Consider the following 24,396-nt stretch of genomic DNA (forward strand, 5'->3'; position numbering starts at 1 on the left):
CGCCTCACGCCTTTTTGCTGCGGGTTTTCTTGGCGGGCACGGGGCGCACGCGGCGTTCGATTTCTTCGTAGAGCAGTCCGGCGACGTTTTTCTTTGTGGTGGTTTCGACGCCTTCCAGACCCGGGGAGGAATTCACTTCCAGCACTTTGGGCCCCTCGTTCGAGCGCAAAAGGTCAACGCCTGCCATTTGCAGGTTGAACGCCTTGGCCGCGCGGATGGCGGTGTCGCGTTCCTCTTTGGAAATTTTCACCACTTCGGCAGAGCCGCCCAGATGCAGGTTCGAGCGGAAATCCCCCGCAGCGGCCGTGCGTTTGATCGCCGCGATGACCTTGCCGCCGACCACCAGACAGCGGATGTCCTCGCCGCCGGCCTCTTTGACGAAATGCTGGACCAGAAAGTTGGCCTTCAGCCCGCGAAAGGCGGAAATCACCGATTGGGCGGCCTTTTTGGTTTCGGCCAGAACCACGCCCTTGCCTTGGGTGCTTTCGAGAAGTTTGACGATGATCGGCGCATGGCCGACGAGCGCGATCAGGTTGTCGGTGTCTTTGGGGGAATTGGCGAAAGCCGTGGTGGGCATGCCGATGCGATAGCGCGCCAGCACCTGATGGGCGCGCAGCTTGTCGCGGCTGGCGGTGATGCCTTCGGAACTGTTGAGGCAAAAGGTGCCGATGGTTTCAAACTGGCGGATCACGGCGGTGCCGTAGGAGGTGATGGAGGCGCCGATGCGCGGAATCACAGCGTCATAGCGCGGCAGGCGTTCGCCGTCGTAGTAAATTTCCGGCGAGAGCGCGTTGATCGCCATATAGCAGCGCGTGGTGTCGATCACTTCGACGACATGGCCGCGCGCCTCGCCCTCGGAGACCAGCCGCGAGGTGGAATAGGTGTCACGTTCGCGCGACAGCACGGCGATGCGCAGCGCGCGCGGGGGCACGGCTTCGCGGATCTCGCGCGAATAATAGGTGTCGTAATCCAGTTCCGGCTGGCAAAAACTGTCTGTGGGGCTGACGACCATATGTTCGTCCAGCGCCTGACGGCCCAAAAGCATCCGGTATTGCATCGTGCCGCGATCTGTCAGCGTCACTTCGATCGGCCAGCGCCGCTCGCCCATTTCGATCTGGGTGGTGATGACATAGCGCAGTTCGGTTTCGCCGTTCGACGAGGTCACTTCGCGCCGGTCCACCACATCCGCAGAGCAAGAGATGACGATGTCGTTGCGGTTGGGGACCGGATGGATCGAAAAGCGCACCTTGGGGCTTTCGGCGGGACCGAAGGGTTCGATGTCAAAGGCATGCAGTGCAGAGGTCCGCGCGCCCGTGTCCACTTTGACCTTCAGCGCGGGCAGACCCAAGGCGGGCAGGGCCGCCCATTCTTCCCAACCAAGGGTAAAGGGCGCAGCAGGAAAAGTGGTGTCGGACATGGGGGCCTCGTTCAAATTTGGCGCGGGTGGATTCGGCGCGCGAAGGGAGCGCGAAGTGCCGCAGGTCTCACGCCGTGCGACCTATGGCAAGGGGGGATGACGCCCGTATGACAGGCGAGCTGCGTGACAGGCAAGCCGCGTGACAGGCAAGCCGCGCCGCGGGGAAGCCCTGTGCCCGTGGTGGTGTGGCGCAGCGGGTATTTTTATCCGAAAGAAGCCGGCGGCTGCGCAAGAGAGGGGCGTGGCTGCTTCTGGCGCAGGCACGCGGCCTCGGCTATCAGGGGAGCATGACACAGAGCCAGACACAACGATTCTCCTTTTCCCTCGAGGCCACGGACGGCAAAGCCCGTTCGGGGCGTATTTCCACCCCGCGCGGCGAAATCCGCACACCGGCTTTCATGCCTGTGGGGACGGCGGCGACCGTCAAGGCGATGATGCCCGAAAGCGTCGCGGCGACCGGTGCGGATATCCTGCTTGGCAATACCTATCATTTGATGTTGCGCCCGACCGCCGAGCGGATCGCGGCCCTTGGCGGTTTGCATAAATTCATGAATTGGGACAAGCCGATCCTCACGGATAGTGGCGGGTTTCAGGTGATGTCTCTGGCGGGGTTGCGCAAGCTGAGCGAGGAGGGCGTGCGCTTTGCCTCCCATGTGGATGGGTCCAAGCATATGCTCAGCCCGGAGCGTTCGATGGAGATCCAAAAGCTGCTTGGGTCGGACATCGTGATGGCGTTTGACGAATGTCCGGCACTGCCTGCCACCGAGGCCGAAGTGGCCAAATCCATGCAGTTGTCGATGCGCTGGGCGCAGCGGTCGCGCGATGCGTTCGGGGATCGTCCGGGGCATGCGCTGTTCGGGATCCAGCAAGGCGGTGTGACGCAGGATTTGCGCGCGCAAAGTGCCGAGGCGTTGCGGGCGATCGAATTTGACGGCTATGCGGTTGGCGGTTTGGCGGTGGGCGAGGGGCAGGAGGCGATGTTTGGCGTGCTGGACTATGCGCCCGACATGTTGCCCGTGCAAAAGCCGCGCTATCTGATGGGGGTGGGTAAGCCCGATGATATTGTCGGCGCGGTAAAGCGCGGCATCGACATGATGGATTGCGTGCTGCCGTCGCGCTCGGGGCGCACGGCGCAGGGCTGGACGCGGCGCGGGCAGGTCAACCTGCGCAATGCGCGCCATCAGGACGATCCGCGACCGTTGGACGCTGATTGCACCTGCCCGTGTTGTGCGAAGTATTCGCGCGCCTATTTGCACCACGTCTTTCGCGCCAAGGAGATGATCGGGGGGATGCTGCTGACCTGGCACAACCTGCATTATTTTCAGGAGCTGATGGCGGGCATGCGTGCAGCCATTGCGTCCGGCACGTTTGACACATGGGAAGCGGCGTTCCAGATCGAGTTTGCCAGCGGCGATATCGAGCGGCTCTAGGGGGCGCTGGAGCGCGCGCGGCGCAGACGTCCGGTACGCAGACGACGGGCACGGCGCGACAGGCGCAACACCCAAGGTTTGGGGCGCAGGACGATCCGCCACTCGGGGGCCGCGGGGATGCGGGGGTCCTTGGCGGGATCCGGGCGCGAGGGGAGAGCGGGGCTGGACCTGCGCACACTCTGGCGGTCTGGACCCTGCGGTACCAGCGTGAGGCTTTGGATCAGGTTGGCAATCAATTCGGGGCGCAGGGCCGTCAGCGGTTGCCAGTCCTCGGCGGCGAGGGCGGCGCGTTTCTTTGCAAGATCGAAGCGGTAGCCACGCGCGGCGGCAAAATCCGCCGAGAGGCTTTCCCACTGCGCGAGCAGGGCCAGCCGCGCCTCGGGCGAGAGGGCGCTTTGGGGGGACGCGGGGGGCGGCGTGAGCGAAAAGAACCCGCGCAAGACCTCCTGTCGCAGTTGCGCCGATGGGGAGGAGAGGCTCAGGATGCGCAGGATTTCAATCGTTTCGCGATCGGGAGAGGGATAGATCGGCAGGTCCAGCGTCGGGTGCTCGCCCAGACCGGCGAGCTTGCAAAACCCCTGCCAGAGGCTTCCGGTTGCGCGCATGTCCTCGAAACTGCCAAAGCGCAGCTTCGTGCCGGTGGCGGCCTCGAAAGGCGCGAATTGCGCGGGCAGATCCAGAAGATTGGCGCTTTGATCGACGATGAATTCCGCCAGCGAACGGTTGCCTGTCCGCGTGCCGTTGCTCACCCGTTCGCGATAGAGACTTTCGACATAGGCGCTGGGGTCGCGCAGCACGGCGATACAGGAGACATCCCCGTGCTGGCCAAGCGCGGCGACAAGGCGCGGGATGACATCGTCGCGCGTTTCGCCCATCGGCATGAGCATGTTCTCGCAGGAAATCACAACATGGCGGGGGGCGTGGGCGCGAATTTCATGCGCCAGCGCATCCCAGACCTCGGGCGCGCCGTCACGCGCCAGTGCTGCCAGAAGTTCCTGATGCCCTGAAAAGCCACCGCGGCGGATGTTGAAGGTCTGTTCTTGTGCAAGGCCGCTGAGGGGCACCAGAATCCCCTGTGCCAGCAGCCGGTCGCGGTGGGCAAGCAGATGGTGCTGGATATTGGTCGAGCCGGTTTTATGCTGGCCCAGATGTAGGGTGATACGGGGTCTGCCCGCGCGACCTTCGCGGGCGCGCGCAGGGCGGGCCGTGGCGGGGGGCTTTGCGCGCTGCGCCGCGATCAGCGCCTGGGCGGCGCGAAAATCTCCGTTGCGCAACAGGCGGTGCAGGTCGAAAAACGTGGTGCGGCGAATGAGGCCGCGACGGCTTGGCTGGCCGACGCGGCTGACCAGCGCGATCTGGGGATCGTCGAATATCTCGTGCCCGAAACTGCCACTGCCCAGAAGCGACTGAACGCGCGCGCCCAGCGCGCGATAGAGCGTCGCCTGGGGGTCGTCAGGCGTGGCGGCGTTGAGCGCCGGTTCCTGATGCCGGGCGAGACTGTCGAGGATTTCCATGTCCCAGATCAGGCGCGAAACGGTGACGAACAGCTCGCGTTTCTCGAAGATCGGCGCAAGCGTTCCGCGCGCCACCGCAGCGCGGATACGGCCCAGACATTTTTCCAGCAACTGGACCTGCAACAGATGGGTATCGCCCGCAGGCGGGGTGACGGAAATCGACCCTGCCCGCCGCCGCCACACCCGAACGGGGTGCCCGAAATAGGCAATCGAGCGCGCATGCATCACGCAATCCAGCACGAAGAGGCGGTCTTCGAACCGCGTTTGGGCCTCGTCAAAGCGCAGGCCCTCGCGCGTGAGAAAGGCGCGTTTGTACAGGCTGGACCAGCTGGAGACGATGAACTGTGCCTGAGGGCCGTCGATCAGCCCCGCTGTCTGGGAGGGGGTGCTGTGCAGCAGCCGGTCGCGCGCAAGAAGGCTGGTGGCGGCGCTGCCGCGATGGCTGATGTAGCTCATCGCGTGCACCATGTCGCTGTCGCTGCGCTGGGCGAAGGCGAGGTGCTCGAAGAGGCCGGTGGTCGTGTAGTAGTCGTCGGCATCGAGAAACCCGATCCAGACGCCGCTTGCCGCGTCCAGCCCCGTGTTGCGCGCCGCCGAGAGGCCGCGGTTGTGGGTATGGTGGAGGATGCGCACTGCAACGCCTTCGCACAGCGGCGCAAGATCGGCAGGCCCGAAAGACGCGGGGTTGTCGTTGATCACCAGAATTTCGACGTTGCTCAAGCGCTGCGCGGCGATGGATTGCAGCGCACAGCGCAGAAAGGCGGTCTCGTTGTAAAAGGGAATGATAATCGTCAGAAGCGTCATTGCGGCTTACGGCCCCGCCGGAGGGGGCACCTCTTTGGCACCAGCGCGGCGGCTGGGGACGCGGGGATCACAGGCTGATCATCTGCAACTCTGTTTCATGCGCCTCTTGGTCAAGAAGCGTCTCGGTCTGCGGTGCGTCTGCGGCGTCCTCATCGTCGCCCAAAGGCTGCGCCGAAATATCCAGCGCCAGCAATCCACCGCCCAAAAGTGCCAAAAGAAACAACATCGCTTTACCCTTTACGCCTGCGCCCGTGTCCAGATGACGCCTGTCGCAACGCCGATGCCTGCACAGCGTAAACGCCTGCCTGCATATTCGCCTGATTAGTGCGTATTCACGCGCTGCGCAGGCTCGTCCCGACTGTGTCACCCCGCCAGAATACGAACGATGCTTTCGCGGGTCAACGATCTGTTAACCATACGGCAGCTGCGCGGGCGGCTTTTGCACCTGCGCTCACAAAATTGAGGCAGTCATAGCGGGGCGGGCAAAGCGGGGCAGGCAAAGCGGGGCAGGCAGGGCTGGGCTGCGCGCGCCTGCAGTGTGCCTGTGTCAAGAGGCATAGGCACGCACAGTCGCCTGTGCGTTTGGCGCTCTTCTTTGCGAAGCGGGCAGGCTTATCTGTCGCTCGACGCTTTCATCGCTGCCGATGCAGCGGTTCAGAACTGGAGTTTTTAGATGACCGAGACACTTTTCACCCCCGTGACCGCTGGCAAGATCGCGCTGGCCAACCGCATCGCCATGGCCCCGCTGACGCGCAACCGTGCGGATGATGCAACCGACCTCGTGGGCGACTTGCAGGTTGAATATTACGAACAGCGCGCCAGCGCCGGGCTGATCATCACCGAGGCCACGCAGATTTCGCCCGAGGGCAAGGGGTATATCATGGCGCCGGGCATCTATACCGACGAACATGTTGCCGCGTGGAAAAAAGTGACCGATGCGGTCCATGCCAAGGGCGGCAAGATCGTCATCCAGCTCTGGCATGTGGGGCGGATTTCGCACACCTCTATCCAGCCCAACGGCCAAGCGCCTGTTGCGCCTTCCGCGATTGCCGCCAAGGGCAAGACCTTTACCCAAAACGGGTTCGAAGACACATCGGTGCCGCGCGCTCTGGACATCGACGAGATGCCGCGCATCGTGGCCGATTACGTTCATGCGGTGAAATGCGCGCGCGCTGCCGGATTTGACGGGGTCGAGATTCACGCCGCCAACGGCTATCTTCTGGATCAGTTCCTCAAAGACGGCGTCAACAAACGCACGGACGCCTATGGCGGCTCCGTTGAAAACCGCGCACGCCTGTTGTTCGAGGTGATGGATGCGGTCACGGCGGAATGGGACGCGGGCTATATCGGCATCCGCCTGTCGCCGTTCTCCCCCGCCAATGACGCCACAGACAGCGATCCCTTGGCGACCTTTACCCCCGTTGTCGAGCGGCTGAACACCTATGGTCTGTCGTATTTGCATATGGTCGAGGGCGCGACGGGCGGCCCGCGTGACGGGGCCTTTGACACATTGCGCAAATCCTGGACGGGCACCTATATGGGCAATAACGGCTATGATCGGGACCTGGCCACGGCGCGTGTCGATGACGGCTCAGTCGATATCGTGGCCTTCGGACGCCCCTTTATCGCCAACCCCGATCTGGTGGCGCGGCTGGAAAAAAATGCGCCGCTGAACGACATGGACGCCGATACACTGTATGGGGGCGGGGCGCAGGGCTATACCGATTACCCGACACTGTGAACCGGCTTTGACGGCGGCCGACCGCGCGCTCCTTATGTGTCCTCAAACACATAGCGCGCGGTATTCGCAAAATGCATAAACGGCGCAAAGCGCGCAAATTCGGTCCCAAGCCAAGCTTATGACCGCTAAAGAACGGCATTTTGCAGAAATTCGTGAACAATGTGGGCAAAATCGGGGATTGCCCCGAGGCCTGCACACGGGCAGACTGTGCGCAAGCAAGCGGGCAGTCTGTGCCCAAACCCAAAGACCTGTCTTGGTTGTAAAGGGGGGAGACACCCCCCACATGTTGAAACCGAGACGGAGAAGGCACAGGGGCGCCGATGGTCGGGCCCCCCGTCTTCTTGCCAAAGAAGGATAACAACATGCACGAGCAAACCATGTCTTCCTATCCGGTGCTTCCTTTGCGCGACATTGTGGTGTTCCCCCATATGATCGTGCCGCTCTTTGTCGGGCGGGAAAAATCGGTGAAGGCCCTGGAAGAGGTCATGGCGCATGACAAGCAGATCTTGCTGTCGGCCCAGATCGACCCGAGTGTGGACGAACCCGATGCCGATGGCATCTACCGCGTTGGTGTGCTGGCCAATGTGTTGCAACTGTTGAAGCTGCCCGATGGCACTGTGAAAGTGCTGGTCGAAGGCCGCTCGCGCGTGCGCATCACCCAGTTTCTGGACAATGCGACATATTTCGAGGCCGAAGTCGCCGCGCTGACCGAATTGCCCGGCGATGCCGATGCCGTCGAGGCGCTTTTGCGCTCGGTGGGCGAGGAATTCGAACGCTACGCCAAGATCAAGAAAAACATCCCCGAGGAAGCGATGGCGGCCGTGGGCGATACCCGCGAGCCGGCGAAACTCGCCGATCTTGTGGCGGGCCACCTTGGCGTGGATGTCGCGCAAAAGCAGAAAATGCTGGAAATGCTCGCGGTCGATGAGCGGCTTGAGGCCGTTTACGGTCTGATGCAGGGCGAAATGTCCGTGCTGCAGGTCGAAAAGAAAATCAAGACCCGCGTCAAATCCCAGATGGAAAAGACGCAGCGCGAATATTACCTCAACGAACAGATGAAGGCGATCCAGAAGGAACTGGGCGACGGCGAAGAGGGCGCGAATGAAATCGCCGAACTCGAAGCGCGCGTGGCCGAGACCAAACTGTCCAAAGAGGCCCGTGAAAAGGCCGACGCCGAGATCAAGAAACTCAAATCCATGTCGCCCATGTCGGCCGAGGCCACGGTGGTGCGCAACTATCTGGACTGGATGCTGTCGATCCCGTGGGGCGTTAAATCCCGCGTGAAAAAAGACCTGCCCAAGGCGCAGGCAGTGCTGGACGGCGACCACTACGGTCTGGAAAAAGTCAAAGAACGCATCGTCGAATATCTTGCGGTGCAGCAACGCTCCAAAAAGCTCAAAGGCCCGATCATGTGCCTTGTCGGGCCTCCGGGGGTCGGCAAAACCAGCTTGGGTAAATCGGTTGCCAAGGCCACGGGGCGCGAATTCATCCGCATCTCGCTGGGCGGCGTGCGCGACGAATCCGAAATCCGCGGCCACCGCCGGACCTATATCGGCTCCATGCCCGGCAAGATCATTCAGGCGCTGAAAAAGGCGAAAACCACCAATCCGCTCATCCTGCTCGACGAGATCGACAAGATGGGTCAGGATTTCCGTGGCGATCCCGCATCGGCCATGCTTGAGGTGCTCGATCCCGAACAGAACTCGACCTTTGTCGATCACTACCTCGAGGTGGAATATGACCTCTCGGACGTGATGTTCCTGACCACCTCGAACAGCTACAACATGCCCGGGCCGCTGTTGGACCGGATGGAAATCATCCCGCTGTCGGGCTACACCGAGGACGAAAAGCGCGAAATCGCCAAGCAGCACCTCGTGCCCAAGCAGATCAAGAACCACGGGCTGCGCGCCAAGGAATTCTCGATCACCGATGACGGGTTGATGGATACCATCCGCTACTACACCCGCGAGGCGGGCGTGCGTAATCTTGAGCGCGAATTGGCCAAAACCGCTCGCAAGGCGGTGACCAAGATCGTGATGAAGGAAACCGAGCACGTCGACGTGACGCCCGACAATCTCGAGGAATTCCTCGGGGTGAAGAAATACCGTCACGGTCTGGCCGAAGCCAATGACCAGATCGGGGTTGTCACAGGGCTGGCCTATACCTCTGTGGGCGGTGACCTGCTGCACATCGAGGCGCTGCGCCTGCCGGGCAAGGGCCGGATGAAAACCACCGGTAAACTGGGCGATGTGATGAAGGAATCCATCGACGCGGCCTCGTCCTATGTGCGCTCGATTGCGCCGCAGATCGGGGTGAAACCGCCGGTGTTCGATACGATCGACATCCACGTTCACGTCCCCGACGGGGCCACGCCCAAGGACGGCCCGAGTGCCGGTCTGGCCATGGTCACGTCGATCGTGTCGGTGCTGACGCAGATCCCCGTGCGCAAAGATATCGCGATGACGGGCGAAGTGTCCTTGCGCGGCAATGCGATGCCGATCGGCGGTCTGAAGGAGAAACTTCTCGCGGCGCTGCGGGGCGGGATCAAGACCGTCCTCATCCCCGAGGAGAACGTCAAGGATCTCGCCGAGATCCCCGACAACGTGAAAGAGGGGCTGGAACTCATCCCCGTCACTCATGTCTCCGAGGTGCTCAAATACGCGCTGATCCGTCAGCCCGAGGCCATCGAATGGGACGAGGAGGCCGAAGCGGCCAACCGTCTTGCGCAGCTTAGCGCGCGCGGATCGGAATCCGCCTCGATCACCCATTAAGCCGCAGCGACAACGCGGTCGCCGCATTGATGCGTGATACGAAACAATCAGGCGCGCCCTCCCTCGGGCGCGCCTTTTGCTTTTCGCGCGCGCTCTGTGATCAAAAGACCGCGCTCCCGTCTCAGTCGCGCGCAAAACGTGCTTAAAATCAGCGTTCTTGCGTGGGGTCGCGGAAAAATGCGTGCAATTGTTGCAATTCACCGAAACGTCGCTTTTGTACGCGCCGCTTTGCGCTTAAACTCAAGACATCGAAACAATCAAAAGGCCGAGCAGAGACATGGCAACATCCCGTTCCTCGACAAGCACGCGCAAATCTGCGGCAACACCGACCCGAACGAGTGCTGCTGCGTCACGCGCGAAGACCGCAAAACCGGCGAGCGCCTCCACCAAGCCCAAGACTGTAGCGACAGAAACTCAACCCGCGCCCTGGGTGGCGCCTGAAACGAGTGTTGTGACAATTATGCGCAAAAAAGAACTTCTTGAGAAAATCGTGGCGAGCACCGGTGCGCGCCAAGCTGTTGTAAAGCCCATCGTTGATGCTGTGCTGCAAGAGCTCGGTGAAGCCCTGGCACGCGGTGACAAACTTGTCCTGCCGCCGCTGGGCCGTGTGTCCGTGAACAAGTCCAAAGAGGTCGAGGATGGCAAGGTCTATGTGACCAAAGTGCGCCAGCCTTCCGCCGAAGCCTTGGAAAAACAGCGCGTTGAGCGCAAGGAAAAACAAGCTGCGAAAAAAGCGGCTGAAGGGGTTGCAGAGACCGTCGAGGCCAGCTAAAAGCCGCGCCACGGCGGGTGATTAGCTCAGTGGTAGAGCGCTTCGTTCACATCGAAGATGTCAGGAGTTCAAATCTCTTATCACCCACCATCCTCATTTCCAAAAGCGCGTCAGCTCGTCTGGCGCGCTTTTTCGTTAGGGCGGGCCGCGGTGCAATCGGGCTTTGCACTCCTTTGGTGCCGTGGCTATTTTCACCTTGAGGAGGCGTGATCATCGTGGAGGTCCCCGAGTTTTACGTATTGCGCCACGGCGAGACCGAATGGAATGTCGCAGGGCGTATGCAGGGCGCGCTTGACAGTGCCCTGACCGCGCGCGGCCGCGCTCAGGCCCGCGCCATGGCCGACTGTCTGGCCAATCGTCTGGGCGATCGTCTGGCCAATCGTCTGGCCGCCCAAGAGGGCGCTCTGTCGGTGATTTCCTCGCCTCAGGGCCGTGCGCTCGCCACCGCTCAGATCGTTGCAACGCGCCTTGGGCTGCCTGTGTCCACGGACCCGCGCCTGTCGGAAATCGCGATGGGGGCCTGGACGGGGTTGACCCTGACGCAAATCGCGGCGCGCTGGCCGCGCGAGGCGGCATTGGCGAACCTGTTTGACTGGTATGGCGCCATTCCCGACGGGGAACCGCTCAGCGCCGTAAGGGCCCGTCTGCACAGCTTTCTTGCCGACCAGTCCCGGCCTGCGATTGTCGTGACCCACGGGTTGACGGGGTTGCTGTTGCGGACCGCTTTGATGCGCGGGGAGGCCCCAAGCCCGCGCACCGCAGAGCAGGGCGTGGTCTATCACCTGTCGCAGGGCGTACAGCGGCGTCTGACGCCGCCCGATTGCCCCTGACCCAGCCCCTGACCCGGCACCTGAAAACGATTTGCCCCCCGCGCGAAACTGCCCCAGAGTGCGCCGACCCAAGTGACACGAGACCCGATGCCAGACCCCTTGCCTGATTTGCCCCCGCTCTACATTCTGCGCCACGGCCAGACCCGTTGGAACGTCGAGGGGCGGATGCAGGGGCGCAAAGACAGCGCCTTGACCGATCTCGGGCGTGCGCAGGCTGCCGCCCAACGCGATCTACTGGCCCCGATCCTTGCGCAACATGCGGATATTGCATGTTTTTCCAGTCCGCTGGGGCGCGCTGCCACCACCGCGCAGATTGCGCTCGCAGGGCGAAAGGTCCGCCTTGATCCGCGCATCGCCGAGGTCAGCGTGGGCCCGTGGGAGGGGCGCTTGCGCGCCGAGGTCCTCGCCGAAGGGCTGCCCGCGCTTGCAGGGGCGCGCGTGCGCCCGTCCGCCAGCGAAAGCGCGATGTTCGATCTGTTTCTCTCGGCGCCCGAGGGCGAGGGGTTCGAGGCCACAAAGGCCCGCTGCAAAGACTTCCTTGCCGCGCTCCAACAGCCCGCCGTGATCGTCTCGCACGGTGTGATTTCTGCGGTTCTGCGAGGCTTGGCCTGCGGCTTGAGCCGCGCCGGGATGGCCCGCCTCGCTCACCACCAGGGCTGCGTGGTCGAAATCATCGCTGGCCGTGAACGCCTGATTCAGGGCAGCGTCACATAGCCCCTCGGGGATCGCGCGAAAATTCTTGAAATCCCTCTTGCGCCCCCCGATCTCTTCGCGCTAAAGGAGCGCCCAGCGGGTCGTTAGCTCAGTTGGTAGAGCGCTTCGTTTACACCGAAGATGTCGGGAGTTCGAGCCTCTCACGACCCACCATCCTCCCCGCTTCACACATCCTCCCCCTCACAGACATCGCCCCTGCTGCCAGCGGCGCGTCATCGCACTTGATCGTGGACCTGCGCTCTCCCATCTAGGGTATATCCCTGTCGGAGACCGCCCATGTTGCCCCCTAAAAACCCCGCTGACTGCGCGCGGCCCGTTGACGCTGTTGCGGATGCGCAGACCATCGAGCAGGCGGTCACAGATTTCGTTGACAAAACCTTTTCCCTGCGCGGATCGCTTGGCCTTCATCGCCATGCCATCGGCTGGGACTTGCTGCGCGCTCCGGCAAATGTGGTACTGTCGCCGCTGTTCCTGCTGCAACGCGTGCTCGGCTGGGGCCTGCTCAAGCTGCGCCTGCGCCGCGCCTCCCACTGGCTTCTTGCGCGCCCGGTCTTGTTGCAAACCGCCCTCAACGCCGAATTGGACCGCCGCCTTGCGCGCGACCTGCTCGAACCGCTGGGCCTCACGCCCGATGCCAATGCGCTGGAAACCTACGCCGGAACGCGCGCGGCGACCGGAGAATTCACCGTGACGCTCGGGGTAACGGGGGCAGGGGCTGCAGCTTTTCACGCCATCACCCCCGGCGTGACCTCGCTGGCACCGGCCGTGGCCGCCGTGATCGCCAATGCGACAGCGATTGCAACCTTTCCGCTGGGCGGCGCGCTTGGCGGTCTGTGGTACACGTGGTTCCCGCCCAAGCCCGACCTGCAACTCATCCTCACCAGCTTTTTTCTGCTCGCAGCCCTGCTCGCCTTGCTGTCGACCTTCATCGGACTGCTGACCGATCCGCTCCAGCGCAAATTGGGCTGGCACCAGGCCCGCTTGCGCCGCCTGCTGAACGCACTGGCGCGCGAAAAGGACAAGGGTTTCGCCGCGCCGGAACTCTTGCTGGCGCGCTCGGGGGATCTGGCCGACATGGGCTTGACCCTCCTGCGCTTCTTGCGCGGCGGATAAATTAATTTTTTCAGAGGTTTGCGCGATTTTCGCAAGCGGGTGCGAAAAAAATATGACGGGCAATGCGAAAAGCCATTCAGAACCGCTTGACGCCCACGCGCCGAGACCCTAGAACGCCCCACACGATGCGAGGGTGACCTTGCAAAGGTAGCGAGCGGTTGTAGCTCAGTTGGTTAGAGTACCGGCCTGTCACGCCGGGGGTCGCGGGTTCGAGCCCCGTCAACCGCGCCATGCTACCCTTTGTAAAAACGCCCTCGACCGTAAATGCGCGGTTGTAGCTCAGTTGGTTAGAGTACCGGCCTGTCACGCCGGGGGTCGCGGGTTCGAGCCCCGTCAACCGCGCCACTTACGAAAAGCGCCCTCCAGTGGAGCGGCGCTTTTTGTTTGTCTTCTTTCGGATTTAAATACCCTGTCGCAGCCCGAGCCAACGCAGCCGCCCTTCGGGCAAAGGCGGGGCCGATTGTACAGACCGCCTTCGCCCGCGATAGGGCCCCGCGTCAGGGCCCTGCGATAGGACAGGGTGCGCCGGGGCTACTTGCTCAGGGCATCCAGAATCCGCGCCCAGCTGCGCATGCCTTTGTGAAAGCTCTCGAGGTTGTATTTCTCGTTGGGCGAATGGATGCGGTCATCGTCATTGGCAAAGCCGATCAACATCGAATCCATGCCCAGAACGCTGGTGAAAAAACCCGCGATGGGAATCGATCCGCCCATGCCCGAAAACACCGCTTCACGGTCCCACTCGTCGGTGAGCGCCTTGCGGGCCTGCTCGAATTCGGGGCGGTTGGTGTTCATCACCGCTGCAGGGGAGCCTTCGGGGGTGTTGTCCCAGACAATTTCAGCGTCCTGCGGGCAGCGTGCCTCGACATGGGCGCGCAGTTTCTTTTGCAGGTCCTGCGGGTCCATATCGCCGACAAGGCGGCAGGTGATTTTGCAATGCGCCTCGGCGGGGATCACGGTTTTGGACCCCACACCGTTGTAACCGCCCCAAAGCCCGTTGATTTCCAGCGTGGGGCGCGCCCATTGCTGTTCAAGCGCGCTATAGCCTGCCTCGCCATGGGGCTTGCTCATCCCCGCAAGGCCCAGATATTCGGCCTCGTTGAACCCGCAGCCTTCCCATTGGCGCTTGATGTCCTCGGGGACCTCATGGACGCCGTCATAAAAGCCCTCAACGGCGACGCGGCCCTGATCATCGTGAAAACTTGCGATGATTTTGGAAATCTCGCGCAGCGGGTTCAGGGCAGGGCCGCCGTAATGACCCGAATGCAGATCCATCTTGGGCCCCTTCAGGGTGAATTCATCCTTCAGCATCCCGCGCAGCTGGCTGGCGATCGAGGGGACGCCGGGGGCGACCATCGAGGTGTCACAGATCAATGCGACATCTGCGGTCAGCTCGGCGGCGTTCTCTTTCATGAACGGAATAAGCGAGGGAGAGCCGCTTTCTTCCTCGCCTTCAAAGAAAAATGTGACGCGGCAGGGCAGGCTGCCATGTTCGGCCACCCAGGCGCGGCAGGCTTCGACAAAGGTCATCAACTGGCCCTTGTCGTCCGAGGAGCCGCGCCCGCAGATCATTTTCACGCCCGCGCGGGTTTCGACTTTGGGATCGAAGGGATCGCTGCTCCACAGGTTCAGCGGATCGACGGGCTGGACATCGTAATGGCCGTAAAACAACAGATGCGGCGCGTTCGCGCTGTCGGGCCCTGCGTGCCCCACCACCATCGGATGCCCCGGGGTGGGACGTTTTTCTGCTGTGACGCCAAGGCTTTGCAGCTCGCTTACCAACCAGTCGGCAGCGCGGTCGCAATCGGATTTATAGGCCGGATCGGTGGAAATCGACGGAATGCGCAAAAAGCCCATCAGGCGGTCGAGCGTGGCGTCGAGGCCGGCGTCGATGCGGGTCAGAACAGGGGAAAGGCGGTCATTGCTGGAAGAGGTCATCGCAGAGGTGTACTTTCGTCGGGATGCATTTGAGGTTGTGCAGACCTTATTCCTGAGAGGCGCAGTGTCCAGCGGCGCAGGTTGATTTAGATCATTATCTTAACCTGAATTTGCGAGATACATTGTGCAGACAAAGGGCCATTCGCCACAGAGGCGGCGTGCTCTGGGTGTGACGAAACGTTGCAACCGGCTCAAAAGGGTCGCAATTGCGCACACTCGGCGCTAGATAAGGCCCACGACACGCGCGAAAGGACGAATTGGTGGATTATACGGCAAAGCTTGACGCAGCATTGCAGCGGCTTCACGACGAAGACCGCTACCGGACATTCATCGACATCGAACGCGAACGCGGCAATTTTCCCCATGCGGTCTGGACGCGTCCCGACGGCGAGAAAACGCCCGTAACTGTTTGGTGTGGAAATGATTATCTTGGCATGGGACAGCACCCCAAGGTGCTTGGCGCCATGCATGAGGCGGTGGACGCGACGGGCGCAGGCTCGGGCGGGACGCGCAACATTTCCGGCACCACCGTGTATCACAAGCGCCTCGAAGCGGAGATTGCCGATCTGCACGGCAAGGAGGGCGCATTGGTGTTTTCCTCGGCCTATATCGCCAATGACGCGACGCTTTCGACGCTGCCGCAGCTGTTTCCGGGGCTGATCATCTATTCCGACGCGCTCAATCATGCCTCGATGATCGAAGGGATTCGCCGCAACGGCGGGGCCAAACGTATTTTCCGCCACAACGATCTGGCGCATCTGCGCGAGCTTCTGGCGGCGGATGATCCTGCCGCGCCCAAATTGATCGCCTTTGAATCGGTCTATTCGATGGATGGCGACTTTGGCCCGATCAAGGAAATCTGCGATCTGGCCGATGAATTCAATGCGCTGACCTATCTGGACGAAGTTCACGCCGTGGGCATGTATGGCCCGCGCGGTGGCGGTGTCGCCGAACGCGACGGGTTGATGCACCGTATCGACATCATCAACGGGACGCTGGGCAAGGCCTTTGGCGTCTTTGGCGGCTATATCGCGGCCAGCGTGAAAATGTGTGACGCGGTGCGCTCCTATGCGCCGGGGTTCATTTTTACCACCTCGATCCCGCCGGCGGTGGCGGCAGGGGCGGCGGCCTCCATTGCCCATCTGAAAACCGACACCGCGCTGCGCGAGGCGCATCAGACGCAGGCAAAAATCCTCAAGACGCGCCTGAAAGGCATGGGCCTGCCGATCATCGACCACGGCAGCCATATCGTGCCGTTGATCGTGGGCGACCCCAAACACACCAAAATGATGTCCGACATGCTGCTCGAAGCCTATGGCATCTACGTGCAGCCGATCAATTTCCCCACCGTTCCGCGCGGCACAGAGCGCCTGCGCTTTACGCCATCTCCGGTGCATGGTGCCAAAGAAATGGACGGGTTGATTGCCGCTCTCGACGCGCTCTGGTCCCATTGTGCGCTGAATCGCGCCGAATTGGCGGGCTGATCACTTTCTGGGGATGCAGCGAAAACGCCTGCGTGGTAATTAGTTTTTAACGCGGCGCGCACGAATCGCCGCGGTTTTTGGTGGCCTGCGACTTAGGGATAGTCACAGATGGGGCGGTACGCATGATCAAACGGTGGTCAAAACAGGCTCCCGTGGAGCAAGAAGAAGCACGCGGTTTCGACGCATTCGAAATGCGGCTGGGCGATGCGATGCGCGGGGAACGCGCGACGCTGGGCAAATCCTTGCTCGACATCCAGCGCGAGTTGAAAATCAAAGCAACCTATATTGCCGCGATTGAAAACGCAGACCCGTCGGTTTTTGAAACCAAAGGCTTCATTGCCGGCTATGTGCGCTCCTATGCGCGCTACCTTAATCTGGATCCCGATTGGGCCTATGCGCGGTTCTGCGCAGAATCCGGTTTCTCGGTGCAAAGCGGTCTGACTCCGGTCGGGGTGTCTTCGGCAACGCGCAACAAATCCGTGCAAGGCAGCGGGCTTGGCAGTGGCACCGGTCGCGCCGATCCTTTTGCCGATCCCAATGCTATTTTCGTGCCCCGTGGCCAAAGTGCCTTTTCGCGGGTCGGCCCCGGTGCCCTTGGCTCGACGGCGGTGCTGCTCGCTTTGGTGTGCGCCATCGGCTACGGCGGCTGGTCCGTTTTGCAAGAGATCCAGCGGGTGAAATTCGCCCCTGTTGATCAGGCCCCCGGTGTGGCCTCTGCGGTCGATGATCTGGCGACGGATGAAACGGTTGTGGCCGCCTTGGGCGAAGCCCCCAGCATGACGGCGCCCTCCGCCGAAGCCTTTGATCGCCTCTATCGCCCGCAGGCCCTCGATGTGCCGGTGCTGGTGCCGCGCGACGGTCCGATTGCAGCACTTGATCCCGCCACCAACGGTGCGCTTGCCGATCCGTTCACGGCGACCGCCGCCCTGTCCGATTTGATCGGTCCAAAGATGCCAAACGGCACGGGCGATGCAACGCTTGATGCCCTGGGACAGTCGATGGCGATGGCGGCTTTGGGGGGCGATGCTGTGCAAGTGACGCAGGGCGATGTGCCGGAACTGGCCATTTTTGCCGTGCGCCCGTCGTGGATTCGCGTGCAGTCGGCCTCCGGGACGGTGCTGTTTGAAAAGATCCTCGAACCGGGCGAGCGCTACGTGCTGCCCGCCACCGAGGAGCCGCCTGTGCTGCGCTCGGGCAATGCGGGCTCGGTTTATTTCGCCCTGAACGGCGCCGCCTATGGCCCTGCGGGCGAAGGCCCCTCTGTGGTCAAAAACATCGCGCTGTCAGTCGACAACCTGTCCGACAGCTACCAGGTCGCAGATATGAGCGGCGATGCGTTGTTGTCGGAGATGTTTCAGGTCGCGATGGCCACCCAAGCGATCCCCGAAGGCGACACTGCCCCGTAGGGCGCGCCCCGCAAGCCCGACCCGCGCCGCTTTGCCAAAGGGCGTGACGACTGGGCAGGGCGACAGAGGGGCGGGACGACTGGGCGGGAAGACTGGGCGCATGATTAAAAGGGCATGATTAAAAGGGCGGGGGTTTCCTGCCCTTTTTGCACTTTGGCGGATCACTTTTGGCTCATGCGCCCCGCGCAACGCTCTGGCGCGATTGCAACCGCGCGGGCGCTCGCCTATCACTGCACCAACCCTGATTGATCTTGGCTGGCCGAGAGGACTTATTCATGTCGCACAACCCGATCCGCCCGTGGCGCAACATCGACCGTCGTAAAAGTCGCCAGATCATGGTGGGCAATGTCCCCGTTGGCGGCGATGCGCCGATCAGCGTGCAAACGATGACCAACACCGACAGCGGCGACGTGAAGGCCACGCTGGATCAGGTGATCCGCGCCGCAGAGGCGGGGGCGGATATTGTGCGCATCTCTGCCCCTGATGTGGCGGCGACCACCGCCCTCAAGGAAATCTGTCGCGAAAGCCCTGTGCCCATCGTGGCCGACATCCATTTCCACTACAAACGCGCCATCGAGGCAGCCGAAGCGGGCGCGGCCTGTCTGCGGATCAATCCGGGCAACATCGGGGACGAGGCCCGCGTCAAAGAGGTGATCAGGGCGGCCAAGGATCACGGCTGTTCCATCCGCATCGGCGTGAATGCCGGATCGCTGGAACGCCACCTGCTGGAAAAATACGGTGAACCTTGCCCCGATGCGATGGTGGAAAGCGGGCTGGATCACATCAAAATCCTGCAAGACAACGATTTCCACGAATTCAAGATTTCCGTCAAAGCATCGGATGTGTTTTTGGCCTCTGCGGCCTATCAACAGCTGGCCGAAGCCACCGATGCGCCCATCCATCTCGGGATTACCGAGGCGGGCGGGCTGATGAGCGGCACGATCAAATCGGCGATCGGCTTGGGGCAGCTGTTGTGGTTTGGTATTGGCGACACCATCCGCGTCAGCCTGTCGGCCGATCCGGTGGAAGAGGTCAAGGTCGGCTACGAGATTCTCAAGGGGCTGGGCCTGCGCCATCGCGGCGTGAATATCATTTCCTGCCCCTCCTGCGCGCGTCAGGGGTTTGACGTTATCAAAACGGTCGAAGCGCTGGAACAGCGGCTCGAGCATATCAAAACGCCGATGTCCCTCTCGATCATCGGCTGTGTGGTCAATGGCCCCGGAGAGGCCCTGATGACAGATGTCGGCTTTACCGGCGGCGGCGCGGGTTCGGGCATGGTGTATCTGGCCGGTAAACAAAGCCATAAGCTCTCCAACGATCAGATGGTGGATCACATCGTCGCGCAGGTCGAAAAGAAAGCCGCCCAGATCGAGGCACAAGCGCAGCTTGAGGCAGAGCAGGCCGAAACCGCCGCGCAATAGGCCGCTGCGCCGACCCGATGCGCCGATAACAGCTTTTGTTCCAACGCGTTACCCAAAAACTATGTGATCGCCCGTTTGGGAACGATCCGCGGTGCGCGCGGGTTGTCCATCCAACTGAAACAGATAACGGGGTGGCAAGACTGCCCCGACAGGATGGATATATGCTTCGCAAGATCGCTCTTCTCGCCGCTGGTACAGCTCTCGTCGCAGGCCCCGCTTTGGCCCTGACCGCCACCACCTCCGCAGGCACCGATATCTACGCCGCGCCCATGATGGACGCTCAAGTGCGCGCCGATGTGCAAGCGGATAGCAACGTCGAGCTTTTGGGCTGCCTTGAGGACGCAACATGGTGCACCGTGGCCCAAAACGGCACGGTGGGCTGGATGCCGACGGATGATTTGAACGTGATGGTGGAAGATGAGGCCTATGCGCTGGCCGCTGTGCCCTCGACGGTGACCATCAACACCCTGACCTACACCGAAGGCTCCGACCTTGAGCAGGGTCTGGCCGCGGCAGGTGGCATCGCGGCCGGTGCGACCGCCGGTGTTGTCGCGGGTGGTCCTGTGGGCGGTGTCGTCGGCGGATTTCTCGGGGCGGTGATCGGCGGTGAAGTCGCTGAACCCGAAGAGAAAACCATCACCTACATCAAGGAAAACCCGCTTGATCCCGTTTACCTGTACGGCTCGCTCGAGACGGGGGTGACCCTGCCCGAAACCGTGACCCTGACGCCGGTTCCCGACACGGAATATTCCTATGTCTATGTGAACGGCGAAGCGACGCTGGTGAATACGGCCGACCGTTCGGTGGTCTACATCGCCTCGTAAGGCGCGATACTGAAACGAAAAGGGCCAGCATTTTGCTGGCCCTTTTTACGTGACGGTTTGCGGGATGGCAGGGCGGGCGATCAGCCCTCGGCGCGTTCCTGCGCGACAATATCGGCCATCGTGTCAAGAGGCACATAGCCGCGCACGATTTGCTCGCCCATGATGAAGCCCGGCGTGCCGTTGATCTGCATGCGCTGTGCGAGGGCGGCATTCTCGCTCAGGATGCGGTTCACCTGATCGCTTTCCAGCCCCGCCTCGATCGCGGCGACATCGAGGTCCAGATCGGTGGCAATGGCCTTCAAACTGGCGGGGGTGACATTGCCGCGCATGGCCATGACCGCATCGTGAAACGCCTCATAGGGGCCATTGCCCGCGATTTCCTGCAGTGCCAGCGCAAAGCGCGCCGCATAGACGCTTTCGGCCCCGAGCACGGGGAATTCCTTGACGATCAGGCGCACATTCCCGTCCTGCTCCAGCAGGGCTTTGACCTCGGGAAAGGCCTTGCGGCAATAGCCGCAGCGATAATCCATGAATTCAACAACCGTGACATCGCCGTCCGGATTGCCGCTTTCAAGGCTCCAGCCATCGTTGAACAGCGCGTCGGCATTGGTGCGCACCAGCGCGGCATCATTGCCAACCTGCGCCTGTTCCTCGCGGCTTTGCAGGATCGAGACCGCTTCCATGATCACTTCGGGTTCTTCCAGAAGATAGGCGCGCATCTCGTCACGCAGGAGCGCGCGATCCTCGTCGGACAGCTCCGACAGGCTGACTTCGGCCTGGGCTTCTTCGGGCAGGGTCGCGACCCCGAAGCCAAAGGCGGAGGCCACAAGGGCAAGGGCGGCGCCGGCGAAGGCGGATTTCTTGGTCATGCTCTGTCCTCAATATTGCGCGCGCCCTGCGATCCGGGCGTTTTCGCGTTTCCCTACCATAGCCATTTCTGCGCGCCATTCAAAGCCGCGCATTTGGCTGGTGTGCATTCCGCGCCGGCTCGGGGTGTGATTTTCGGGACAAGCCTTACCGCGCAGACAGGCGATCCCATTGCAGTTTGCCGCCAAGGGTGGGATCAACACCTGATTGCATCCAGTAAAGGAGAGAGTGATGAAAATCTCAACCCGCTCGCAGGTCGATCCCTTTATCGTGATGGATGTCATGGAGGCCGCGCGCGCAGCCGAGGCCGCCGGTCGCTCGATCATCCATATGGAAGTCGGCCAGCCCGCAAGCCCCGCCCCCAAGGCGGCACGCGCGGCGCTCAGGCAGGCAATGGACGCAGGCGCGCTGGGATATACGGTGGCGTTGGGCCTGCCCGAACTGCGTCAGGCCATCGCCGGTTTGTACCGCGACTGGTACGGCGTTGCGCTGGATCCGGCGCGGGTTGTGGTCACGACCGGCTCGTCGTCAGCGTTCTTGCTGGCCTTCACGGCGCTGTTTGAAGCGGGCGCAACGGTGGGTCTGGGGGAACCGGGCTATCCGAGCTATCGCCAGATCCTGAAGGGGCTGTCTTGCGCGCCTGTCGGGATTCCCTGCGCGCTGGAAAACCGTTTGCAACCGGTGCCTGCGGATGTGCCATGCGATCTGGACGGGCTGATCGTTGCCTCGCCGGGGAACCCCTCGGGCACGATGCTGGGGCATGCGGCGCTCAAGGCGCTGGTGGATCACTGCGCGGCCCATGACATCGCCTTTATTTCCGATGAAATCTATCACGGTATCCATTACGGCGCGCGGGCGGTCTCGGCGCTGGAAATCAGCGACGATGTTTATGTCATCAACTCCTTTTCGAAATTCTTTTCGATGACGGGCTGGCGCGTGGGCTGGATGGTGGTGCCGCCCGATCATGTGCGCACAATCGAGCGGCTGGCGCAGAATTTTTTCATTTGCCCGCCCCACGCAAGCCAGATTGCCGCCCTTGGTGCGCTCACGGCCCAGGACGATTGCGCCGCGCTGGTCGAGACCTACGCCCGCAACCGTGCGCTGATGCTGGAAGGGCTGCCGCGCGCGGGGTTCACACAGATCGCGCCGCCGGACGGGGCGTTTTACATCTACGCCGATGTGTCGGAGCTGACCGACGACAGCCTCGGCTTTGCGCGCGAGATCCTTGACGGGGCGGGGGTGGCGGTAACGCCGGGGCTGGATTTCGACCCTGCACGCGGCGCCAATACCTTGCGGTTTTCCTATGCCCGCAGCACCGATGACATCCGCGAGGGCCTTGCGCGGCTTCGCGACTTTATGGCGGCGCGCGCCCGCAGGTCGGGCGGCTGAACGGGTTCCCAAATCACGCCGCGCGCGCTATCCTTGCGCAAAGATCCCGCGCTACGGGACCCCCAATTCGAGCGGACATCCGATGAAACACCTGTGGCGCGCGGGCCTTGCCGCGCTTGGCTTTGGCCTGATCCTTGCCCTGACCGCCCCCGAGGCCCCCGCGCAGGACCTGTCGGGGCTTGCGCGGATCGAACCGGCGATGGTGTCACTTGAGGACAGCGCGCGCGGGCGGGTGACGCTGGCGCTGGGGCTGTCGCAGCCTGTGCCGTTTCGCCTGTTCACGCTGGACGCGCCGCGCCGCCTTGTGATCGACTTTTCCGAAGTGGACTGGCAGGCCATGCCCGAGGCCGCGCTTTTCAACCGCTCGACCTCGGTACCCTCCTTGCGCACGGGGCAGTTCAGGCCGGGGTGGTCGCGCATGGTGCTCGATCTTGCGCGCCCGCTGGCGGTGGAGGTCGCAAGCCTGCAAACCGACCCCGATGGCGGTCCGGCGCGAATGACGGTGACGCTTGCCACCACAACGCCCGAAGCCTTTGCCGCTCAGGCGGGGGCGCCCAAAGCGGCCACTTTCGGGACGCGCACCACCGCGCGCAACACGCCAAAGCTGCGCCAGACGGGCAACGGGCCGATTACCGTTGTCCTTGATCCCGGACATGGCGGCATTGATCCGGGGGCGGAAAATGGCGCGGTCACCGAGGCCGATGTCATCCTGACCTTCGCGCGCGAATTGAAAGAAGTGCTGCTGCGTTCGGGGCAGTTTCGGGTGGTGATGACCCGCGAGGAGGACGTTTTTGTGCCGCTGGAAACCCGCGTCACCATCGCGCGCGAGTCGGGGGCGGATGTGTTCTTGTCGCTGCATGCCGACGCGATCGCCGAGGGGCGCGCCGAGGGGGCCACGGTCTACACCCTGTCCGATCGGGCCTCCGATGCGGCCTCCCAAAAGCTGGCCGAACGCCACGACCGCGCCGATTTGCTGGCGGGGATCGATCTGAGCGAGCAGGACGATGTGGTTGCGGGCGTTCTGATGGGCATGGCGCGGGTTGAAACCGCTCCGCGCTCGGACCGTTTGGCGGGGCTGTTGGTCACGCATCTGACCAGCACAGTCGGCATGCACAAACGCCCGCGCCTCGAGGCCGGATTTTCGGTGCTCAAAGCCCCCGACATTCCTTCGGTGCTGCTGGAGGTCGGGTTTTTGTCCTCCGCCAAGGACCTTGCGCGCCTGCAAGATCCCGCCTGGCGGTCCACGGCCGCGGGGGCCATCCGCGACGCGCTGATCGACTGGACGGCCGAAGACGCGGCCGAGGCGCGGCTTTTGCGCCAATAGCTTTGAAAGTTTAGGCTTTTTTGCGCGCCAGCCAGACCGAATGATAGTCGCAGGCGGGGTCTTCGGGCGTAAAGCCGAGCACCTCAAAGCCGTTCATCTGCAAGAGGCGCGTGTATTCCTTGGGCGAGAGCGAGGCGTGATAAAGGCTTTCGCCGCCCACTTCGCCGATGGCTTCGCCCGCTTCGGGGCCCGAGGTGAACATCAACACGCCCCCCGCCTCCAGATGCCGCGCAAAGACCGCGAACATGTCGCGCTGATCCGCCATCGAGAGGTGGAAAAAACTGTCCCATGCCAGAACGGCGTCAAAGGTCTCGCCCATGTCGAGGCCGCGCATATCGGCGTGAAACACCCGAGCGCCCGCGACATTGGCGGCGTATTTTTCCACCATCGCCTTGGCCCCGTCGATGCCTGTCAGCGCCACACGCCGGTCGCGCAAATAGGTGGCAATCGGTTTGCCCGTGCCACAGCCCAGATCGAGCAGGCGCTTGCCCGGCGCATGGGCGAGCATCCGGTCAAGCCAGGGCCGCTCGAACAGGGATTTGGAACGCCCTTTGTCAAAGGCGTCGGCGGCGCGGTCGTATGTGGCAAGGATCTGGTCGGGTGTCATGGGCTTGCAGGTAAAGCTGGCCGGGCCGTTTCG

19 protein-coding genes and 4 tRNA genes are annotated in these 24,396 nt (G+C 62.5%); 17 read left to right on the forward strand and 6 right to left on the reverse strand.

The window, feature by feature from the left end; translation table 11 throughout:
* Positions 1-4 precede the first annotated feature (4 nt).
* Positions 5-1,417 (reverse strand): 30S ribosomal protein S6--L-glutamate ligase, encoded by a 1,413-nt coding sequence (gene rimK, locus AQS8620_RS08740; protein ID WP_085836488.1) that lies wholly within the window; start codon positions 1,415-1,417, stop codon positions 5-7.
* A 287-nt stretch (positions 1,418-1,704) separates the two neighbouring features.
* Here rimK and tgt point away from each other — a divergent pair, with 287 nt between their 5' ends.
* Entirely contained in the window at positions 1,705-2,847 is a 1,143-nt protein-coding gene (tgt, locus tag AQS8620_RS08745; RefSeq protein ID WP_085836489.1) for a tRNA guanosine(34) transglycosylase Tgt, read from the forward strand.
* Here the strand turns inward: tgt and AQS8620_RS08750 are convergent.
* Together AQS8620_RS08750 and AQS8620_RS17070 are read right to left on the reverse strand one after the other, a co-directional pair.
* Entirely contained in the window at positions 2,844-5,165 is a 2,322-nt protein-coding gene (locus AQS8620_RS08750) for a glycosyltransferase family 2 protein (protein ID WP_085836490.1), read from the reverse strand. The genes tgt and AQS8620_RS08750 overlap by 4 nt on opposite strands.
* Positions 5,166-5,232: 67 nt before the next feature.
* On the reverse strand, positions 5,233-5,391 hold the full coding sequence (locus AQS8620_RS17070; RefSeq protein WP_159453222.1) for a hypothetical protein: 159 nt from the start codon (positions 5,389-5,391) through the stop codon (positions 5,233-5,235).
* A 447-nt stretch (positions 5,392-5,838) separates the two neighbouring features.
* On the opposite strand from AQS8620_RS17070, the gene AQS8620_RS08755 reads away from it, so the two are divergent.
* The 10 genes from AQS8620_RS08755 (at position 5,839) to AQS8620_RS08800 (ending at position 13,451) form a co-directional block, all read left to right on the forward strand.
* Positions 5,839-6,906 carry an alkene reductase gene (locus AQS8620_RS08755; RefSeq protein WP_085836491.1) on the forward strand — a complete coding sequence of 356 codons (1,068 nt, stop codon included), beginning with the start codon at positions 5,839-5,841 and terminating at the stop codon, positions 6,904-6,906.
* A 362-nt stretch (positions 6,907-7,268) separates the two neighbouring features.
* Positions 7,269-9,677: an endopeptidase La gene (lon, locus tag AQS8620_RS08760; protein WP_085836631.1), complete on the forward strand. Its 2,409-nt coding sequence runs from the start codon at positions 7,269-7,271 to the stop codon at positions 9,675-9,677.
* A gap of 460 nt (positions 9,678-10,137) precedes the next feature.
* On the forward strand, positions 10,138-10,449 hold the full coding sequence (locus AQS8620_RS17075) for an HU family DNA-binding protein (RefSeq protein ID WP_159453223.1): 312 nt from the start codon (positions 10,138-10,140) through the stop codon (positions 10,447-10,449).
* Between the two features lie 15 nt (positions 10,450-10,464).
* Positions 10,465-10,539: transfer RNA gene (locus AQS8620_RS08770), tRNA-Val, on the forward strand.
* A gap of 116 nt (positions 10,540-10,655) precedes the next feature.
* The gene (locus tag AQS8620_RS08775) at positions 10,656-11,279 is read left to right on the forward strand and encodes a histidine phosphatase family protein (RefSeq protein WP_143267486.1); all 624 of its coding nucleotides are present in this window, start codon (positions 10,656-10,658) and stop codon (positions 11,277-11,279) included.
* Positions 11,280-11,366: 87 nt separating this feature from the next.
* Complete coding sequence (locus AQS8620_RS08780; protein ID WP_085836493.1) at positions 11,367-11,993, forward strand: histidine phosphatase family protein; 627 nt, start codon at positions 11,367-11,369, stop codon at positions 11,991-11,993.
* Between the two features lie 77 nt (positions 11,994-12,070).
* Positions 12,071-12,146: transfer RNA gene (locus AQS8620_RS08785), tRNA-Val, on the forward strand.
* Positions 12,147-12,269: 123 nt separating this feature from the next.
* Positions 12,270-13,106 (forward strand): DUF6635 family protein, encoded by an 837-nt coding sequence (locus tag AQS8620_RS08790; RefSeq protein WP_085836494.1) that lies wholly within the window; start codon positions 12,270-12,272, stop codon positions 13,104-13,106.
* Positions 13,107-13,260: 154 nt separating this feature from the next.
* A tRNA-Asp gene (locus AQS8620_RS08795) sits at positions 13,261-13,337 on the forward strand.
* A gap of 37 nt (positions 13,338-13,374) precedes the next feature.
* A tRNA-Asp gene (locus tag AQS8620_RS08800) sits at positions 13,375-13,451 on the forward strand.
* A 186-nt stretch (positions 13,452-13,637) separates the two neighbouring features.
* On the opposite strand, the gene AQS8620_RS08805 is transcribed toward AQS8620_RS08800, so the two are convergent.
* Complete coding sequence (locus AQS8620_RS08805; RefSeq protein ID WP_085836495.1) at positions 13,638-15,041, reverse strand: dipeptidase; 1,404 nt, start codon at positions 15,039-15,041, stop codon at positions 13,638-13,640.
* A gap of 260 nt (positions 15,042-15,301) precedes the next feature.
* Here AQS8620_RS08805 and hemA point away from each other — a divergent pair, with 260 nt between their 5' ends.
* The 4 genes from hemA to AQS8620_RS08825 all read left to right on the forward strand — a co-directional run bounded on the left by hemA (position 15,302) and on the right by AQS8620_RS08825 (position 20,176).
* On the forward strand, positions 15,302-16,525 hold the full coding sequence (gene hemA / locus AQS8620_RS08810; RefSeq protein ID WP_085836496.1) for a 5-aminolevulinate synthase: 1,224 nt from the start codon (positions 15,302-15,304) through the stop codon (positions 16,523-16,525).
* Between the two features lie 122 nt (positions 16,526-16,647).
* Positions 16,648-17,931 carry a helix-turn-helix domain-containing protein gene (locus tag AQS8620_RS08815; protein WP_085836497.1) on the forward strand — a complete coding sequence of 428 codons (1,284 nt, stop codon included), beginning with the start codon at positions 16,648-16,650 and terminating at the stop codon, positions 17,929-17,931.
* Positions 17,932-18,206: 275 nt separating this feature from the next.
* Positions 18,207-19,352 carry a flavodoxin-dependent (E)-4-hydroxy-3-methylbut-2-enyl-diphosphate synthase gene (gene ispG, locus AQS8620_RS08820; RefSeq protein WP_085836498.1) on the forward strand — a complete coding sequence of 382 codons (1,146 nt, stop codon included), beginning with the start codon at positions 18,207-18,209 and terminating at the stop codon, positions 19,350-19,352.
* Between the two features lie 161 nt (positions 19,353-19,513).
* Positions 19,514-20,176, forward strand: coding sequence for a DUF1236 domain-containing protein (locus tag AQS8620_RS08825; protein ID WP_085836499.1), 663 nt, complete (start codon positions 19,514-19,516; stop codon positions 20,174-20,176).
* Positions 20,177-20,256: 80 nt separating this feature from the next.
* On the opposite strand, the gene AQS8620_RS08830 is transcribed toward AQS8620_RS08825, so the two are convergent.
* Positions 20,257-21,045, reverse strand: coding sequence for a DsbA family protein (locus AQS8620_RS08830; RefSeq protein WP_085836500.1), 789 nt, complete (start codon positions 21,043-21,045; stop codon positions 20,257-20,259).
* 229 nt (positions 21,046-21,274) lie between these two features.
* Here AQS8620_RS08830 and AQS8620_RS08835 point away from each other — a divergent pair, with 229 nt between their 5' ends.
* Positions 21,275-22,432, forward strand: a complete 1,158-nt coding sequence (locus tag AQS8620_RS08835) for a pyridoxal phosphate-dependent aminotransferase (RefSeq protein ID WP_085836501.1) — start codon at positions 21,275-21,277, stop codon at positions 22,430-22,432.
* An 82-nt stretch (positions 22,433-22,514) separates the two neighbouring features.
* Positions 22,515-23,756 (forward strand): N-acetylmuramoyl-L-alanine amidase, encoded by a 1,242-nt coding sequence (locus AQS8620_RS08840; protein ID WP_085836502.1) that lies wholly within the window; start codon positions 22,515-22,517, stop codon positions 23,754-23,756.
* Positions 23,757-23,766: 10 nt separating this feature from the next.
* Here the strand turns inward: AQS8620_RS08840 and AQS8620_RS08845 are convergent, their stop codons facing one another.
* Complete coding sequence (locus AQS8620_RS08845) at positions 23,767-24,363, reverse strand: class I SAM-dependent DNA methyltransferase (RefSeq protein WP_085836633.1); 597 nt, start codon at positions 24,361-24,363, stop codon at positions 23,767-23,769.
* Positions 24,364-24,396 lie beyond the last annotated feature (33 nt).

Source organism: Aquimixticola soesokkakensis, assembly GCF_900172375.1.
Taxonomy (GTDB): domain Bacteria; phylum Pseudomonadota; class Alphaproteobacteria; order Rhodobacterales; family Rhodobacteraceae; genus Aquimixticola; species Aquimixticola soesokkakensis.

Bases quoted from the DNA above. Each gene is read 5' to 3' on its own strand.
- tgt (WP_085836489.1), top strand. From the start codon at position 1,705: ATGACACAGAGCCAGACACAACGATTCTCCTTTTCCCTCGAGGCCACG.
- lon (WP_085836631.1), top strand. From the start codon at position 7,269: ATGCACGAGCAAACCATGTCTTCCTATCCGGTGCTTCCTTTGCGCGAC.
- AQS8620_RS08835 (WP_085836501.1), top strand. From the start codon at position 21,275: ATGAAAATCTCAACCCGCTCGCAGGTCGATCCCTTTATCGTGATGGAT.
- AQS8620_RS08755 (WP_085836491.1), top strand. From the start codon at position 5,839: ATGACCGAGACACTTTTCACCCCCGTGACCGCTGGCAAGATCGCGCTG.
- ispG (WP_085836498.1), top strand. From the start codon at position 18,207: ATGTCGCACAACCCGATCCGCCCGTGGCGCAACATCGACCGTCGTAAA.
- AQS8620_RS08815 (WP_085836497.1), top strand. From the start codon at position 16,648: ATGATCAAACGGTGGTCAAAACAGGCTCCCGTGGAGCAAGAAGAAGCA.
- AQS8620_RS17070 (WP_159453222.1), bottom strand. From the start codon at position 5,391: ATGTTGTTTCTTTTGGCACTTTTGGGCGGTGGATTGCTGGCGCTGGAT.
- AQS8620_RS08830 (WP_085836500.1), bottom strand. From the start codon at position 21,045: ATGACCAAGAAATCCGCCTTCGCCGGCGCCGCCCTTGCCCTTGTGGCC.
- AQS8620_RS08780 (WP_085836493.1), top strand. From the start codon at position 11,367: ATGCCAGACCCCTTGCCTGATTTGCCCCCGCTCTACATTCTGCGCCAC.
- AQS8620_RS08750 (WP_085836490.1), bottom strand. From the start codon at position 5,165: ATGACGCTTCTGACGATTATCATTCCCTTTTACAACGAGACCGCCTTT.
- AQS8620_RS08790 (WP_085836494.1), top strand. From the start codon at position 12,270: ATGTTGCCCCCTAAAAACCCCGCTGACTGCGCGCGGCCCGTTGACGCT.
- rimK (WP_085836488.1), bottom strand. From the start codon at position 1,417: ATGTCCGACACCACTTTTCCTGCTGCGCCCTTTACCCTTGGTTGGGAA.
- AQS8620_RS08825 (WP_085836499.1), top strand. From the start codon at position 19,514: ATGCTTCGCAAGATCGCTCTTCTCGCCGCTGGTACAGCTCTCGTCGCA.
- AQS8620_RS08805 (WP_085836495.1), bottom strand. From the start codon at position 15,041: ATGACCTCTTCCAGCAATGACCGCCTTTCCCCTGTTCTGACCCGCATC.
- AQS8620_RS08845 (WP_085836633.1), bottom strand. From the start codon at position 24,363: ATGACACCCGACCAGATCCTTGCCACATACGACCGCGCCGCCGACGCC.
- AQS8620_RS08840 (WP_085836502.1), top strand. From the start codon at position 22,515: ATGAAACACCTGTGGCGCGCGGGCCTTGCCGCGCTTGGCTTTGGCCTG.
- AQS8620_RS17075 (WP_159453223.1), top strand. From the start codon at position 10,138: ATGCGCAAAAAAGAACTTCTTGAGAAAATCGTGGCGAGCACCGGTGCG.